Source organism: Ramlibacter sp. (assembly GCF_041916345.1).
In the GTDB taxonomy this organism is placed as follows: Bacteria; Pseudomonadota; Gammaproteobacteria; order Burkholderiales; family Burkholderiaceae_C; genus Ramlibacter.
Window position 1 is genome coordinate 1 of the sequence record NZ_JAYRZR010000096.1, and the last position, 14,856, is coordinate 14,856.

Here is a 14,856-nt window from a genome sequence, read left to right on the forward strand (position 1 = left end):
CGCCATGCGAAAGTTCTCCCGGCCATAGTCGTGGCATTATCCGCCGCCTGATGGGTCTGTTCCTTTTCAAGCGCCTGATCACCCTGGTCGCAACGCTGGTGGGCACCTCGATCGTGGTGTTCCTCGTTCTCGAGATCCTGCCCGGCAACGCGGCCCAGATCCTCATGGGTCCGGATGCCCCGCCGGAGACCGTGCAGGCGCTCGCGCAGAAGCTGGGGCTGGACCGCCCGGCCGTCGAGCGGTACTTCTCCTGGATCGGTGGCCTGCTCATGGGTGACCTCGGGCTCAGCTACGCCTACAGCACGCCAGTGGGCGAGCTGGTGCTCGAGCGCCTCACCGTCACCGTGCCGCTGGCCGTGCTGGCCATGGTGCTGACCACGGTGCTGGCGCTGGCCGCCGGCATCTACGCCGCCGCGCAGCACAACAAGCTGGGCGACGTGGGCATCATGGGCCTCACGCAGCTGGGCATCGCCATCCCGAACTTCTGGTTCGCCATCCTGCTGATCCTGCTGTTCTCGGTGCACCTGGGCTGGTTCTCGGCCGGCGGCTTCCCGGGCTGGGAAGAGGAGGGCATCCTGGGCGGCCTGCGGGCGCTGATGCTGCCGGCGCTGTCGCTCGCCGTGGTGCAGTCGGCCATTCTGGCGCGCATCACCCGCTCGGCGGTGCTGGAGGTGCTGCGCGAGGACTTCGTGCGCACGGCGCGCGCCAAGGGCGTGTCGCGCCGCGGCGCGCTGTGGGGCCACGTGCTGCGCAACGCCCTGATCCCCGTGATCACCGTCATGGGCCTGCAGTTCGCCGAGCTGCTGGCCGGCACCATCGTGGTGGAGAGCGTGTTCTACCTGCCCGGCCTCGGCCGGCTGATCTTCCAGTCGATCTCCAACCGCGACCTGATCGTCGTGCGCAACTGCGTGATGCTGCTCGCGGCGATGGTGGTCATCGTCAATTTCATCGTCGACGTGCTCTATGCAGTGATCGATCCGCGCGTGAAGGCCAGCGACATATGACCCCCAGTGCTCCGGGGTTCTGGGCGCGCGCGCGGCGCCACCCCAGCTTCATGATCGGCGCCGTGCTGAGCCTGCTGCTTGCGGTGGCGGCACTGGTGTCGTTCGTGTGGACACCCCACAACCCCTACGACATCGACATGGCGCTGAAGCTGCGGCCGCCCGACGGCAGCTACTGGCTCGGCACCGACCCCTTCGGCCGCGACGTCGCCTCGCTGCTGCTCGTCGGCGCGCGCGCCTCCATCGTGGTCGGCGTGATCGCCGTCAGCATCGGCCTGGTGATCGGCACCGCGCTCGGCCTGCTCGCCTCGGCGAAGCGCGGCTGGGTGGAAGAGACGATCATGCGGCTGTCCGACTTCGGCTTCGCCTTCCCGGCCATCCTGTCGGCGATCATGCTCACCGCCGTCTTCGGCCCCGGCATGGTGAACGCCATCATCGCCATCGGCATCTACAACATCCCCACGTTCGCGCGCATCACCCGCGCCTCGGCCAATGCCGTCTGGTCGCGTGAGTTCGTGCTGGCCGCGCAGGCCTGCGGCAAGGGCAAGTTCGCCATCACCATCGAGCACGTGCTGCCCAACATCGTGTCGGTGCTGATCGTGCAGACGACCATCCGTTTCGCGATCGCCATCCTGGCGGAGGCCGCCCTGTCCTACCTGGGCCTGGGCACGCAGCCGCCGCAGCCTTCGTGGGGCCGCATGCTGAGCGAAGCGCAGACGCTGCTGTTCCAGGCACCGCGCCTGGCCGTGTTCCCCGGCATCGCCATCGCCATGGCGGTGCTGGGCCTCAACCTGCTGGGCGATGGCCTGCGGGACCTGTTCGATCCGCGCCTGGCGCGCAAGCGGTGATGCGGGATGACTGAACTGCTGCGCGTAGAGAACCTCTCGGTGGAACTGCACACCCACCGTGGCCCCGCCCTGGCGGTGCGCAACGTGAGCTTCGAGCTGGCCCGCGGCGAGTCGCTGGGCCTGATCGGCGAGTCGGGCTGCGGCAAGTCGATCACCGTCATGGCGCTGATGGGCCTGCTGCCCGAACAGGCGCGCGTGACCGGCAGCATCGTCTTCGAGGGCCAGCAGCTGGTGGGCAAGCCCGAGCACGAGATGTGCGCGCTGCGCGGCGACCGCATCGGCATGATCTTCCAGGAGCCGATGACAGCCCTGAACCCGGTGCACACCATCGGCCGCCAGGTGGCGGAGCCGCTGCGCCTGCACCGCGGCCTGTCGGCCGCCGACGCCCGGCGCGAGGCCATCGCCCTGCTGGACCGGGTGGGCATCCCTGATGCCGCGCGCCGCGTGGACTCGTATCCGCACCAGTTCTCCGGCGGGCAGCGCCAGCGCATCACCATCGCCATGGCCCTCGCCTGCGGGCCCGACCTGCTGATCGCCGACGAGCCGACGACCGCGCTGGACGTGACCATCCAGCGCCAGATCCTGGACCTGATCCGCGAGCTGGTGGCCGAGCGCGGCATGGCCCTGATGCTGATCTCGCACGACCTGGGCGTGATCGCGCAGAACGTGCAGCGCATGCTGGTCATGTACGGCGGCTCGGTGGTCGAGAGCGGGCCCACCGACGTGGTGTTCCCGCACCGTGTGCATCCCTACACGCGCGGCCTGTTCGCGGCGCGGCCGGGCCTGCGCACGACCAAGGGCAAGCGCCTGGCCACCATTCCCGGCACGGTGCCCGAGCTGGCCGATCTGCCCGCCGGCTGCCCCTTTGCCGGCCGCTGCGCCTACACCGTGCCCGAGTGCGCCGCCACCGCGCCTCCGGCGGTGAACCTGGGCGACGGCCATGAGGCGCGCTGCCTGCGGCTGGATGCCGTGGCCGCCGCGCAGGAGGCCGCCCAGTGACCACGACGCCGCTGCTGCAGGTGGAGAACCTCCACCGCGTCTACACGATGCCGCGCGAGAAGCTGTTCGGCCCGCCGCCGCAGGTGCATGCGCTCAACGGCGTGAGCTTCACCATCGAGGCCGGCCGCAGCCTGGGCGTGGTGGGCGAGTCGGGCTCGGGCAAGTCCACGCTGGCGCGGCTGGTGATGGCCCTGGACAAGCCCACGCAGGGCAGCGTGCGCCTGGACGGCCGCGACCTGCATGCGCTGCCGCATGAGGACCTGCGGCGCGCGCGGCGCGACTTCCAGATGGTCTTCCAGGATCCCTATGGGTCGCTCGATCCGCGCCAGACGGTGCAGCGCATCGTGTGCGAGCCGCTCTCCGCCCAGGGCGACGTGAGCCGCGACGAGCAGCACCGCCGCGCCGCCGAGGTGCTGGAGGCGGTGGGCCTGCGCCGCGCCGATCTGGGCAAGTACCCGCATGAGTTCTCGGGTGGCCAGCGCCAGCGCATCGCCATCGCCCGCGCGCTGATCACCCGGCCGCGGCTGATCGTCGCCGACGAGCCGGTCAGCGCGCTCGACGTGTCCGTGCAGGCCCAGGTGCTGAACCTGATGCAGGACCTGCAGGCCGAGTTCGGCATCACCTACATGCTGATCAGCCATGACCTGGCCGTGGTGCACCATCTGTGCGACGACGTGGCCGTGCTCTGGCAGGGCCGCATCGTGGAGCAGGGCCCGCCCGAGCGGCTGTTCAGCGCGGCCGAGCACCCCTACACCCAGACCCTGCTGGCGGCCGTGCCCGAGGCGGAGCCGCCCAGCCGCACCCGCAACGGCAAGGGATAAGCTTATCCCCCTTGCAGCCCGTGCCGGTTCTCGTGATGATGCCTGCGCACCCCTTTTCCAACGCCTCAACGGAGTCCACACCATGATCCAACGCCGTCAAGTGCTCACGCATTCCGCCTCCCTGGCTGCCCTGGCCGCCCTGCCGGCGGGCGCCCTGGCCCAGGGCCGCAAGGACTCGATCTCGATGGCCATGGCCCTGGAGCCCCCGGGCCTGGACCCCACCGCCAGCGCGGCCTCCGCCATCGGCGAGATCACGCTCTACAACATCTACGAGACGCTGACCAAGATCCACCCCGACGGCTCGGTCACGCCGCTGCTGGCCGAAAGCTGGGAGGTCTCGCCCGACCTGCGCACCTACACCTTCAAGCTGCGCAAGGGCGTGAAGTTCTCGAACGGCGAGGCCTTCAACGCGAACACCGTGAAGTTCGCCTTCGACCGCGCGGGCGGCGACAAGAGCACCAACAAGGACAAGCGGACCTTCGCCGCCATCACCACCCAGGTGGTGGATGACCACACGGTGGTGCTGCTGACCAAGGAGATCGACCCCGACTTCCTGTTCCTCATGGGCCAGGCCACCGCGGTGATCGTGGAGCCCAAGTCCGCCGGCAGCAACGCCACCCAGCCCGTGGGCACCGGCCCCTACAAGCTGGAGAACTGGGTCAAGGGCTCCTCCCTCACCCTGTCGAAGTGGGATGGCCATCGCAACGCCGGCGCGATCAAGCTGCGCCGCGCGAGCTTCCGCTTCATCGCCGACCCAGCCGCGCAGATCGCGGCGCTGCTGGCCGGCGACGTGGACGCCTTCCCGCGCGTCACCGCCCGCGGCATCGACCAGTTCAAGAGCAATCCCAAGTTCCAGGTCATGTTCAGCGGCTCGCGCGCCAAGACCATCCTGGCCATCAACAACAAGAAGAAGCCGTTCGACGATGTGCGCGTGCGCCGCGCCGTCAACATGGCGCTGGACCGCAAGGCGGTGATCCAGGGCGCGGCCGACGGCTACGGCGTGCCCATCGGCAGCTACTACCCGCCCAGCGCCCCCGGCTACATCGACCTGACCAAGGTCAACGCCTATGACCCCGACAAGGCACGCGCGCTGCTGAAGGAAGCCGGCGTGAACAACCTGGAGGTGACCATCACCCTGCCGCCGCCGCCCTATGCGCGCCAGGGCGGCGAGGTCATCGCCTCCATGCTGGACAAGGTGGGCATCAAGGCCAAGCTGCAGAACGTGGAATGGGCGCAGTGGCTCTCGGGCGTGTACGGCAACAAGAACTACGACCTCACGATCATCTCGCACGTGGAGCCGTTCGACCTGGGCAACTTCTCCCGCCCCGGCTACTACTGGAACTACGAGAACCCGAAGTTCAACGCGATGTACGACAAGTACAAGCAGACGGCGAACGCCGGCGAGCGCACCAGGATCCTGGGTGACATCCAGCGCCTGGTGGCCGACGACGCGGTGCATGGCTACCTGTACCAGCCGCAATGGGTGACCATCGCGAACAAGGGCGTCAAGGGCCTCTGGAAGGACATGCCGATCTTCGCGAACGACCTGTCCGCGCTGTCCTGGTCGTGATGGCGGCACCGGCCCTGCACGAGCTTTCCGCGCCGGCCCTGGTCGACCTCTACCGGCGGCGCGAGCTGTCGCCGGTGGAGGTCGCGCGCAGCGTGCTCGGCCATGTCGAGCGCTGGGAGCCGCACCTGCAGGCGCTCTACCTGCTGCGACCCCACCGCGTGCTGGAGCAGGCCCGCGCGAGCGAGGCCCGCTGGCAGCGCGGCGAGCCCCTGGGTCCGATCGACGGCGTGCTCGTCACCATCAAGGACAACATCGCCACCGAGGGCGACCCCACCCCGCTGGGCACCGCCGCGATGCCGCTCACCCCGGCCGCGGCCGACGCGCCCCCGGCCGCGCGCGTGCGCGAGAGCGGCGGCGTCATCCTGGCCAAGACCACCATGCCCGACTACGGCATGTTGTCCTCCGGCCTGTCCAGCTACCACAAGCTCGCGCGCAACCCCTGGGACCTGTCGCGCACGCCCGGCGGCTCCAGCGCGGGCGCCGGCTCGGCCGCCGCCGCGGGCTACGGGCCGCTGCACATCGGCACCGACATCGGCGGCTCGCTGCGCCTGCCGGCGGGCTGGTGCGGCATCTTCACGCTCAAGCCCAGCCTGGGCCGCATCCCCATCGATCCGCCCTACACCGGCCGCGCCGCCGGCCCCATGACACGCACGGTGGCCGACGCCGCGCTGTTCATGGCGGTGCTGTCCCGTCCGGACGCACGCGACAGCATGAGCCTGCCGCCGCAGCCGATCGAGTGGGATCGTTTCGAAGCCGCGCCGGAGCAGTTGCGCGGCCTGCGCATCGGCCTGCTGCTGGAGGCGGGCTGCGGCCTGCCGGTGGAGCCCGAGGTGCGCGCGGCGGTGGAGCAGGCGGCGCGCCTGTTCGAGCAGGCGGGCGCCATCGTCACGCCCATGAAGCCCTTCATGACGCAGGCCATGCTGGACGGCATGGACCACTTCTGGCGCATGCGCTCGTACGTCGACATGCAGGCACTGGCACCCGACGTGAAGGCCCGCGTGCTGCCCTACATCCGCGCCTGGGCCGACAGTGCCGCGGGGATGTCTGGCGAGGCGGTGTACCGCGCCGTGCACCAGTTCCACCACACGCGCGTGACCACGGTGAACGCCTGCGCGCCCTACGACTACGTGCTGTCACCCGTGTCGCCGATGCCGGCCTTCCCGGTGGAGCTGCCCTCGCCCACCAACGATCCGCTGCGCCCGCTGGAGCACATCGGCTTCACCGTGCCGTACAACATGTCCGAGCAGCCCGCCGCCTCGGTGAACTGCGGCTACACCACCGGCGGCCTGCCCATCGGCCTGCAGATCGCGGGCCGGCGCTTTGACGATCTGGGCGTGCTGCGGGTCTCCCGCGCCTTCGAGCAGCTGCGCGAGCCGCAGCGTCCCTGGCCGCAGCCGCCCTCGGAGGCGCTGCACCATGCAGACTGATTCGCTCGGTAACCCGGTCACGCTGCTGCAGGGCGAGGCCGCCCTGGGGCCGCTGAACGATTTCGTGGAGGGGTTCATCTCCAGCGAGGCGAGGGTCGCGAACATCCTGCAGGCGCAGGACGACCCCAGCCCGCTGGTGCAGGCCTGCTGCGCAGCGCTGCACCTGTTCGCCGAAAGCGGCGATGCACCGGCGCAGGCCAGGCCGTTCCTGCAGCGCGCCGAAGCCCAGGCCGCGCAGGCGACGAAGCGCGAGCAGCGCTTCATCGCCGCCGTGTCGGCCTGGGCGGCGGGCGACCTGCCACGCGCCATCGCCCTGCACGAGGAGCAGGCGCGCGAATGCCCGCGCGACCTCGCCTCGGTGAAGCTCGGGCAGTACCACGCCTTCAATCGCGGCGACGCCCCCACCATGCTGCGCATCGGCCTGGCAGCGCGCCCCGCCGCCGGCGACGTGCCCTACCTGCACGGCATGCTGGCGTTCGCCTGGGAGCAGGCGCACCTGCTGGATGAGGCCGAGGCCGCCGCCCGCCGCGCCATCGCCATGTGCCGCAAGGAGCCCTGGGCCCACCACGCGCTCGCGCACGTGATGCTCACGCAGGGCCGGCTTGCCGAAGGGCATGCCTTCATGGCCGCGATGGGCCCGACCTGGACGGGTCTCAACTCCTTCATGGAAACCCACAACTGGTGGCACCAGGCGGTGTTCGCCATCGAGCTGGGCCACCTCGACGAAGCCCTGGCCCTGTACGACCAGCGCGTCTGGGGCGTGGTCAAGGCCTACAGCCAGGACCAGATCAATGCCGTCTCGCTGCTGGCCCGCATCGAGCTCGCCGGCGGCGACGTGGGTGACCGCTGGCAGGACGTCGGCCACTGGATTGCCCAGCGCGGGCATGACCACGTCCTACCCTTCCTCGATGTGCAATACCTCTACGGCCTGGCGCGCGCCGGCCGTGAGGCCGAGGCCGATGCGCTGATGCACGCCATCGCCCGCCATGCGGCCCAGGCCCCCGAGGCGGATGCCACGGTGTGGCAACGCATCTGCGTGCCGGCCGCACGCGGCATGCTGGCCCATGCCCGCGGCGACTGGAAGACCGCGGTCGAGGCGCTCGGCCACGCCCTGCCGCGCCTGGTGGAGCTGGGCGGCAGCCATGCCCAGCGCGACCTGTTCGCGCAGGTCCACCTGGACGCGCTCATCCGCGCCGGCCGCCTGACTGGCGCGCAGAACATCGTGCAGCCGCAAGCCAGCGCGCAGCCCGAGTCGAAGCGGCTGCAGCGCCAGGCGCGTCGGCTCTATGCCGCGCTGGGCCTGCCGGCGCTGGCCACGGGCTGAGGGCGCGCGTCGCCGGCCACGAACAGCGCTGCGTACCAGCCCCATCGGGACCTCGCCCATGAGACGCCTGATGAAGCTGCTGCACGAGATCGGCGGCATCGGCATGGCGGGGGCGCTGGCGGCCCACCTGGTGCTGGTGGTCGTCACGCCCACCGCGCCGGTGACGGACTATGCGGCCGTGCGTCAGGCGATCCTGGCGATCACCCAGTGGATGCTGCTGCCCTCGCTGCTGCTGGTGCTGTTCTGCGGCCTGATGGCCATGGCCGTGCACCCGCCTTTCCACAACGCGCGCTGGGTGTGGGCCAAGGCGCTTACCGGCGTCGGCCTGCTGGAAGGCACGCTGGTCACGATCCAGAGCACCTCCCGCCAGCTGGCGGAGGTGTCGGCTCGCGCCGCCGCCGGCCAGCCCGATCCGCAGCAGCTGGCGGAGCTGCAGCGCACCGAGTGGATCGGCCTGTGGACGATCCTGCTGCTGTGCCTGCTGAACGTGGTGCTGGGCGTGATGCGGCCGCGCCTGGGGGCCGGCGCGGCGACCAGCGCCTAGGCGGACCCGGCCGTCCCGGACGCCTCACCCGGCGCGTACTTCTTCTGGTCGTACACCGGCTGCGGCGGCAGATCCGCCAGGTGGCGCGTGTCGGCCCAGTCGAGGATCTCGATCAGGCCTCCTGGGGTGACGCGCACGCGGTTCAGGCCGGCGTTCGGGATCTCGCTCTGGCGCGGACCGCCCAGGCCGAGCGAGCGTGCCGTGCGATAGACCATGTCCAGCACGCCACCGTGCGTGACCACGACCAGCCGGCCATCGCCATGCGCCACCGCGAGGCGGTTCAGCGTGTCGATCACACGCGCGTGGAACTGCCGCTGCGACTCGCCGCCGGGCATGGCGAAGTCGGGGTCGAAGCGCAGCCAGCCGTCCCAGGCCGTGGGGTGCAGGCGCTGGATCTCTTCCACGCCCATGCCGTCCACCAGACCGAAGCTCTGCTCGCGCAAGCCCGATTCGGGCAGCGAGGGCAGCGCCAGCTCGCCCGCGATCGGCTGCGCGGTCTGCAGCGCACGCGCCAGGTCACTCACATACAGCGCATCGGCGCGCTCGCCCGCCAGACGCCGCGCCAGCCGCCGGGCCTGTTCATGCCCGATGGCGTTGAGCGCCGTATCCACCTGGCCCTGGAAGCGCAGTTCGCGATTGAGGTCCGTCTCGCCATGGCGGATCAACAGCAATTCCGTCATGCGTGCCAACCTTTCATGGGATGGATTATCGCAGCGGGGGCACAGGCAGAATGAAGCCTGGACATGACCACGATCAACTCCCTCCCCTTCCAGCTCCTGCTACTGCCCGGCTTGGCCGCCGACGCCACCATGTGGCGCGAGCAGCTTGACGCACTGGCCGCCTGGCAGCCGCAGGTGACGAACGTTCACACCCGACACGAGACGATCCCCGCCATGGCCGGGGCGCTGCTGGCGCAGTACCCGGGCCGGCTGGTGCTGTGCGGCGCCTCCATGGGCGGCATGGTGGCGATGGAGGCCGCGCGGCAGGCGCCGGAACGCGTCGCGGGCCTGGCGCTGCTGGGCACCAATGCCGAGCCCGAGACGCCCGAGATGCGAAAGCTGCGCGAAGACGCCATCGAGCTGTTCGCGCAGGGCCGCGTGGCCGAGGTGATCGAGCCCAATGTGCACCTGGCCTTCCACCCGGACCAGGCCGCGCGGGCCGACCTGCGGCAGGCCTACCTGGATTTCGTGCTGCGCGCCGGCGCCGATCAGCTGGTCCGCCAGAACCGCGCCGTGATCGGGCGGCCGGATGCCCGCGAGCATCTCGGCGCCCTGCGCTGCCCGGTGCTGGTGCTGTGCGGCGAGGACGACCTGCTCACGCCGCCCGACAAGTCACGGGCCATCGCCGCGCTGGTGCCGCAGGCGCAGCTGCAACTGCTGCCGCGATGCGGCCACATGCTGACGATGGAGCAGCCCGCGGCGGTGAACGCGGCGCTGGCCGACTGGCTGCGCACGCTGGGCTGAGGCGCCCTACTCCCGCCCGAGGCTGCGCACCTTCTCGATCAGCCGGTGCTGCACGGAGGGCGAGGTGAACTGGTGCACCTCGCCGCCGAGGATGGCGATCTCGCGCACGAAGGTGCTGCTGATGAACTGGTACTTGTCGCTGGGGGTGAGGAACACCGTCTCCACGTCCGGCATCAGGTGGCGGTTCATGCCGGCGAGCTGGAATTCGTAGTCGAAGTCGGTCACGGCGCGCACGCCGCGCACCATGGCCTTGCCGCCACGCGCCACGACGAAATCCCGCACCAGGCCGGTGAAGCCCTCCACCTGCACCTGCGGATTACCCGCCAGCGCCTCGCGCGCCATGTCCACCCGCTCCTGCATGGTGAACAGCGCCTTCTTGTGATGGCCCGCGGCCACGGCGACGATGACCGTGCCGAACAACTGGCAGGCTCGCTTGACCACGTCCTCATGGCCCAGGGTCATGGGATCGAAAGTCCCTGGATAGACGGCAATGACGTCGGTGGCCATGGTGTCTCCTCAACGTGGGCCGGGTTTGCTGCGCCGCATTATGCAGCCCGCCGCAGCAGGTGGGCGTGGACGGCGCCGGCACGCAGGTGGCGATGAGGCACCAGACCCAGTGGGGCCAGCTCCGGCGCCTCCCACGCGCGCGGCGCTTCCAGGTAGAGCAGGCCCGTGCCCGCCAATGCCGGCACCGCTGCGGCCAGCGCCGGCTCGAACAGCCCGCCGTCAAAAGGTGGGTCCAGGAACACCAGGTCCGCGCGGCCGGGCGGCAGCGCCTTCAGCGCGGTCACGCCATCGCCGCGCTGCACGTGCACGGTGGTGGCCCCCAGTCGCGCCACATGGGCGCGCAGCCGCTCGGCCAGACCGGCGTCGGCCTCCACCAGCAGCACGTCGGCCGCGCCGCGCGAGGCCGCCTCCAGACCGAGTGCGCCGGTGCCGGCGAAGGCGTCCACGCAGCGCCAGCCGGACAGATCCTGCCCCAGCCAGTTGAACAGCGTCTCGCGCACGCGGTCCGGCGTGGGCCGCAGACCCGGCCGATCCGGCACCTCCAGCCGCGTGCGCTTCCACGTGCCGCCGATGATGCGGACCTGGTGCGCCTGCCGCCGCGCGGACCCGGGCATCAGCGCGCCGCCGCCGGGCCGCCGCCCACGACCACGGTGACCATCCGGTCGGGCTGCAGCTTGCGGGCGAAGGCGGCACGGATGTCGGCCAGCGTCACCTTCTGCACCTCGCCCGGCCAGGTCTGCAGGTAGTCGAGCGGCAGGCCATACCAGGCGATCTGCGCCAGGTTGTCCAGCAACTTGCGGTTGCTGTCGATGCGCAGCGCGTAGCCACCGATCAGGAAGTCCTTCGCGGCCTGCAGTTCCTCGGCCGTGGGCCCTTCGGCCACGAATCGCTTCACCACGTCGCGGGCCACCGCGATCGCCTGCTCGGCCTGCTCGGGCCGCGTCTGCAGCCCCACGGTGAAGGCGCCGGCGTGCAGGCCGGGCGAGAAATAGCTGTAGACGCTGTAGCTCAGTCCGCGCTTCTCGCGCACCTCGGTGGTCAGGCGCGACACGAAGCCGCCGCCGCCCAGGATGTAGTTGCCCACCAGCAGCGCGAAGTAGTCGGGGTCGTCGCGCTTGTAGCCCGGCTGCCCCATCAGCACATGGGCCTGCGCCGAGGCGAAAGGCAGGCGCCGCTCGGCAGGGGCCGCGAGCGCCTGCACCTCGGCCACGGGCGGCAGCGGTGCGCAGGTGCCGGCGGGCAGGCGCGCCAGCAGGCTGGCCGCGAGCGCGTCTGCCTGTGCGCGGCTCACCGCGCCGACGATGCTCACCCGCGCCCGGCAGGGCTGCAGGATCGCATGGTGCCGCCGCATGTCGGCCACGTCGATGCGTGCCAGCGAGGCCTCGGTCATGTCGTTCGCGTAGGGATGGTCGCGGTACACCGCCTGGCCGAAGGCCTCTTCGGCAAGGGTGCCGGGCCGCGTGCGCGACTCGCGCAGCGACGCAGCCAGGCGCTCGCGCTCGCGCTGCCACACGTCTGCCGGGAACGCGGGCTCGCCGATCTGCCGGGCCGCGAGCGTGACCACGCGCGACAGCAGATCGGCGTCGGTCAGCGAGCGCAGGGTGAAGCTGAAGCGGTCACTGCCGGCGCTCGCGCCGAACGAGGCGCCCAGATCGGCCCAGGCCTCGCTCAGCTCGTTCTCGTCCAACGCGCGGCGGTCGCCGCTCGCGCGGACGCCCTTGCCGGTGAGATGGGCCGTCACGTAGGCCAGTCCGCCCTGGCCCGGCGGGTCTCGCCGGCCGCCGGCGTCGAAGTCCACCTGCACGTCCACCATCGGCAGCACCGGGCTTTCGATCAGCCAGACACGCACGCCGTCGGGCCGGGTCCAGTGCTGCACGGGCAGCGCGGCGGATGCAGGGCCGGCTGCGAAGAGCAGCAGCAGGACCGACGCCAGGAACATCTGGAGGAAGTGGGGGCCGCGCCCCCGGCGAACGCGCGGGCCGATGGCGGTGAGAAAGGTCAGCATGCGGGCACTCATGGTCGGCGCCTCAGTGGCGGGAGGGGGCGGCCGGGCGGCGCGGCGTGCGCGCCGGATCCACCGGCAGCGGCCGCAGGATGCCCACGGTGAGCTGGTCGTCGCCGAACCACCGCGCGGCGACGTCCTGCACCTGGGCGGGCGTGACGGCACGCAGCCGCTCGATCAGCCGCGCGCCGGCGTCCAGCGGAAGCTGCTGCACCCACGCGCTGCCCAGCTCGCGCGCCTGGCTCATGATGGAGTCGAGCTTGTAGACCTCGGCCGCGGTCCAGCGCGTCTTGACTCGCTGCAGCTCCGCCTCGGAAACGCCTTCGCGGGCGATGCGCGCCACCTCGGCGCGCAGCGCGGCCTCCACCTGCTCGGGCGTGCGGCCCGCGGCGGGGATGCCCGCCAGCGTGAAGAGCTGCGGGCCGCGCCCCCACAGGCCATTGCCGGCGTCCACGCCATCGGCCACGCGGTCCGCGCCGCGGGTGAGCGCCCGCTCAAGCCTTGCGCCGCTGTAGCCGTCGAGCACGGCCGCGAGCACGGTGAGCGCCAGCGCGTCACGGGTCTCGGCCGAGTCGTCGAAGGCCTTCAACTGCGGCACCTTGAACGCGAGCATCACATAGGCCTGCTCCGCGGGCGCCTTGAACTCGAAGCGCCGGATGCCGGCCTGGGCCGGTTCCTCGCGCGGCTTGCGCGCGGGCACTGCGCCGGGGGGGATGCGGCCGTAGGTCTGCTCGGCCAGTTGCCGTACCGCTTCGGGCTCGACATCGCCCACCACCACCACGGTGGCGTTCGCCGGCACGTACCAGCGGCGGTGGAAGGCCCGCACGTCGTCGGGCGTCATGGCGTGCAGGTCGCTCATGGTGCCCACGATGGGCCGGCGGTAGGGCGACGCCTGGAAGGCGATGCCCATCAGCTGCTCATACAGTAGTGCGCGCGGCTCGTCCTCGGTGCGCTGGCGGCGCTCCTCCTTGACGACCTCGATCTCGCGCCGGAACTCCTCGTCGGCCCACTGGTTGCGCTCGAAACGATCGGCCTCCAGGCGCATCACCTCGGCCAGGCGCGCGGCCGGGATCTGCTGGAAGTAGCCGGTGGCGTCCTGGCTGGTGAATGCGTTCTCGCGGCCGCCCAGCGCCGCCACGCGGCGCGAGAACTCGCCGGGCTTGAGATCCGGCGTGCCCTTGAACATCATGTGCTCCAGCACATGCGCCACGCCGCTGGTGCCATCCACTTCGTCGATGGCGCCGACGCGGACGTAGACCATGTGCACCGCGGTCGGCGCGCGGCGATCAGGCTGCACGATGACGGTGAAGCCATTGGCCAGGGTGTACTGCACCGGCTGCAGCCCCGCCGGCTGCGCGGGCTGGGCCTGGGCGAGTGCCGCCAGCGCGAGGCCGGCTGCGGCGAAAGCGCCTTTCAGGCGCGAGAGGATGCGTTTCATAGAATCCCTCCGATTCTAGAAACCGCTGCGATGTTCAGTTTTTTCCGCCGCAAGGCCCCGACCGCGCCGGCACCGGCCCCCGCCACGCCCGACGCCGCGACGCCGCCCGCTGCCGCGCCCGACCCGGCGCCCGCGGCCGGCGGCCTGATCGGCAGCGCGCTGGTGGCGCCGCTGGAGGTGCCAGCGGCACCACCGGCCGCCGAGGCCGCCACCCGGCCCGGCTGGATGAGCCGCCTGGCCCAGGGCCTGCGCAAGACCGGCGCCGGCATCAGCCAGGTGTTCACCGGCGCCCAGATCGACGACGCGCTCTACGAGGAGCTGGAGTCGGCCCTGCTGGTCGCCGACACCGGGGTCGCCGCCACCCAGGCGCTGCTCGACGAGGTCCGGCGAAAGGTCAAGGCCACCGGCGCCACACGACCGGTGCAGGCCCGCAACATCCTGGTGGACGCGCTCACGCAGCTGCTGCAGCCGCTGGAGAAGCCGCTGGTGATCGGTGAGCATCGACCGACCGTGATCATGGTGGCTGGCGTCAACGGCGCCGGCAAGACCACCAGCATCGGCAAGCTCACCCGGCACCTGGCCGACGCCGGGCAGAGTGTGCTGCTGGCCGCGGCCGACACCTTCCGCGCGGCCGCACGCGAGCAGCTCGCGGTCTGGGCCGATCGCAACCGCGTGGAGATCGTCAGCCAGGAGGGCGGCGATCCGGCGGCAGTGAGCTTCGACGCGGTGTCGGCCGGCCGCGCGCGCGGCAAGGACGTGGTGATCGTCGACACCGCCGGCCGTCTGCCCACGCAGCTGCACCTGATGGAGGAGCTGCGCAAGATCAAGCGGGTGGTCACCAAGGCCGACGGCACGGCGCCGCATGAAGTGCTGCTCGTGATCGACGGCAACACGGGGCAGAACGCGCTGGCG

General features: G+C 71.2%; 15 protein-coding genes. 10 read left to right on the plus strand and 5 right to left on the minus strand.

All coding sequences use genetic code 11. The features are described 5' to 3' along the window. The first annotated feature begins 50 nt into the window (after nucleotides 1–50). From ACE3T5_RS18320 to ACE3T5_RS18355, 8 genes are all read left to right on the plus strand, one after another. The gene (locus tag ACE3T5_RS18320; RefSeq protein ID WP_374669545.1) at nucleotides 51–1,004 is read left to right on the plus strand and encodes an ABC transporter permease; all 954 of its coding nucleotides are present in this window, start codon (nucleotides 51–53) and stop codon (nucleotides 1,002–1,004) included. Then, entirely contained in the window at nucleotides 1,001–1,849 is an 849-nt protein-coding gene (locus tag ACE3T5_RS18325; protein ID WP_374669546.1) for an ABC transporter permease, read from the plus strand. Before ACE3T5_RS18320 ends, ACE3T5_RS18325 begins: the two co-directional genes overlap by 4 nt. A gap of 6 nt (nucleotides 1,850–1,855) precedes the next feature. After that, nucleotides 1,856–2,848, plus strand: coding sequence for an ABC transporter ATP-binding protein (locus tag ACE3T5_RS18330; protein WP_374669547.1), 993 nt, complete (start codon nucleotides 1,856–1,858; stop codon nucleotides 2,846–2,848). A 47-nt stretch (nucleotides 2,849–2,895) separates the two neighbouring features. Next, nucleotides 2,896–3,669, plus strand: a complete 774-nt coding sequence (locus tag ACE3T5_RS18335) for an ATP-binding cassette domain-containing protein (protein ID WP_374669558.1) — start codon at nucleotides 2,896–2,898, stop codon at nucleotides 3,667–3,669. A gap of 82 nt (nucleotides 3,670–3,751) precedes the next feature. Then, nucleotides 3,752–5,239, plus strand: a complete 1,488-nt coding sequence (locus ACE3T5_RS18340; protein ID WP_374669548.1) for an ABC transporter substrate-binding protein — start codon at nucleotides 3,752–3,754, stop codon at nucleotides 5,237–5,239. After that, on the plus strand, nucleotides 5,239–6,666 hold the full coding sequence (locus tag ACE3T5_RS18345) for an amidase (RefSeq protein ID WP_374669549.1): 1,428 nt from the start codon (nucleotides 5,239–5,241) through the stop codon (nucleotides 6,664–6,666). Before ACE3T5_RS18340 ends, ACE3T5_RS18345 begins: the two co-directional genes overlap by 1 nt. Further along, nucleotides 6,656–7,990, plus strand: a complete 1,335-nt coding sequence (locus ACE3T5_RS18350; protein ID WP_374669550.1) for a tetratricopeptide repeat protein — start codon at nucleotides 6,656–6,658, stop codon at nucleotides 7,988–7,990. The genes ACE3T5_RS18345 and ACE3T5_RS18350 overlap by 11 nt, the downstream gene beginning before the upstream one ends. Nucleotides 7,991–8,060: 70 nt before the next feature. Then, nucleotides 8,061–8,534 carry a hypothetical protein gene (locus ACE3T5_RS18355; RefSeq protein WP_374669551.1) on the plus strand — a complete coding sequence of 158 codons (474 nt, stop codon included), beginning with the start codon at nucleotides 8,061–8,063 and terminating at the stop codon, nucleotides 8,532–8,534. Here ACE3T5_RS18355 and ACE3T5_RS18360 read toward each other — a convergent pair. After that, nucleotides 8,531–9,214, minus strand: a complete 684-nt coding sequence (locus ACE3T5_RS18360; RefSeq protein WP_374669552.1) for a histidine phosphatase family protein — start codon at nucleotides 9,212–9,214, stop codon at nucleotides 8,531–8,533. The genes ACE3T5_RS18355 and ACE3T5_RS18360 overlap by 4 nt on opposite strands. Nucleotides 9,215–9,277: 63 nt before the next feature. Here ACE3T5_RS18360 and ACE3T5_RS18365 point away from each other — a divergent pair, with 63 nt between their 5' ends. Further along, on the plus strand, nucleotides 9,278–9,997 hold the full coding sequence (locus ACE3T5_RS18365; RefSeq protein WP_374669553.1) for an alpha/beta fold hydrolase: 720 nt from the start codon (nucleotides 9,278–9,280) through the stop codon (nucleotides 9,995–9,997). A gap of 6 nt (nucleotides 9,998–10,003) precedes the next feature. Here the strand turns inward: ACE3T5_RS18365 and coaD are convergent, their stop codons facing one another. The 4 genes from coaD to ACE3T5_RS18385 form a co-directional block, all read right to left on the minus strand. Further along, on the minus strand, nucleotides 10,004–10,504 hold the full coding sequence (coaD, locus tag ACE3T5_RS18370; protein WP_374669554.1) for a pantetheine-phosphate adenylyltransferase: 501 nt from the start codon (nucleotides 10,502–10,504) through the stop codon (nucleotides 10,004–10,006). A 38-nt stretch (nucleotides 10,505–10,542) separates the two neighbouring features. Beyond that, complete coding sequence (gene rsmD, locus ACE3T5_RS18375; protein ID WP_374669555.1) at nucleotides 10,543–11,118, minus strand: 16S rRNA (guanine(966)-N(2))-methyltransferase RsmD; 576 nt, start codon at nucleotides 11,116–11,118, stop codon at nucleotides 10,543–10,545. Then, nucleotides 11,118–12,443 (minus strand): M16 family metallopeptidase, encoded by a 1,326-nt coding sequence (locus ACE3T5_RS18380; protein ID WP_374669559.1) that lies wholly within the window; start codon nucleotides 12,441–12,443, stop codon nucleotides 11,118–11,120. Before ACE3T5_RS18380 ends, rsmD begins: the two co-directional genes overlap by 1 nt. Nucleotides 12,444–12,531: 88 nt before the next feature. Next, entirely contained in the window at nucleotides 12,532–13,944 is a 1,413-nt protein-coding gene (locus ACE3T5_RS18385; protein WP_374669556.1) for a M16 family metallopeptidase, read from the minus strand. 30 nt (nucleotides 13,945–13,974) lie between these two features. Between ACE3T5_RS18385 and ACE3T5_RS18390 the strand changes: the two genes are divergently transcribed. Further along, the coding region (locus tag ACE3T5_RS18390; RefSeq protein WP_374669557.1) for a signaling recognition particle receptor family protein at nucleotides 13,975–14,856 on the plus strand (882 nt) is incomplete at its 3' end.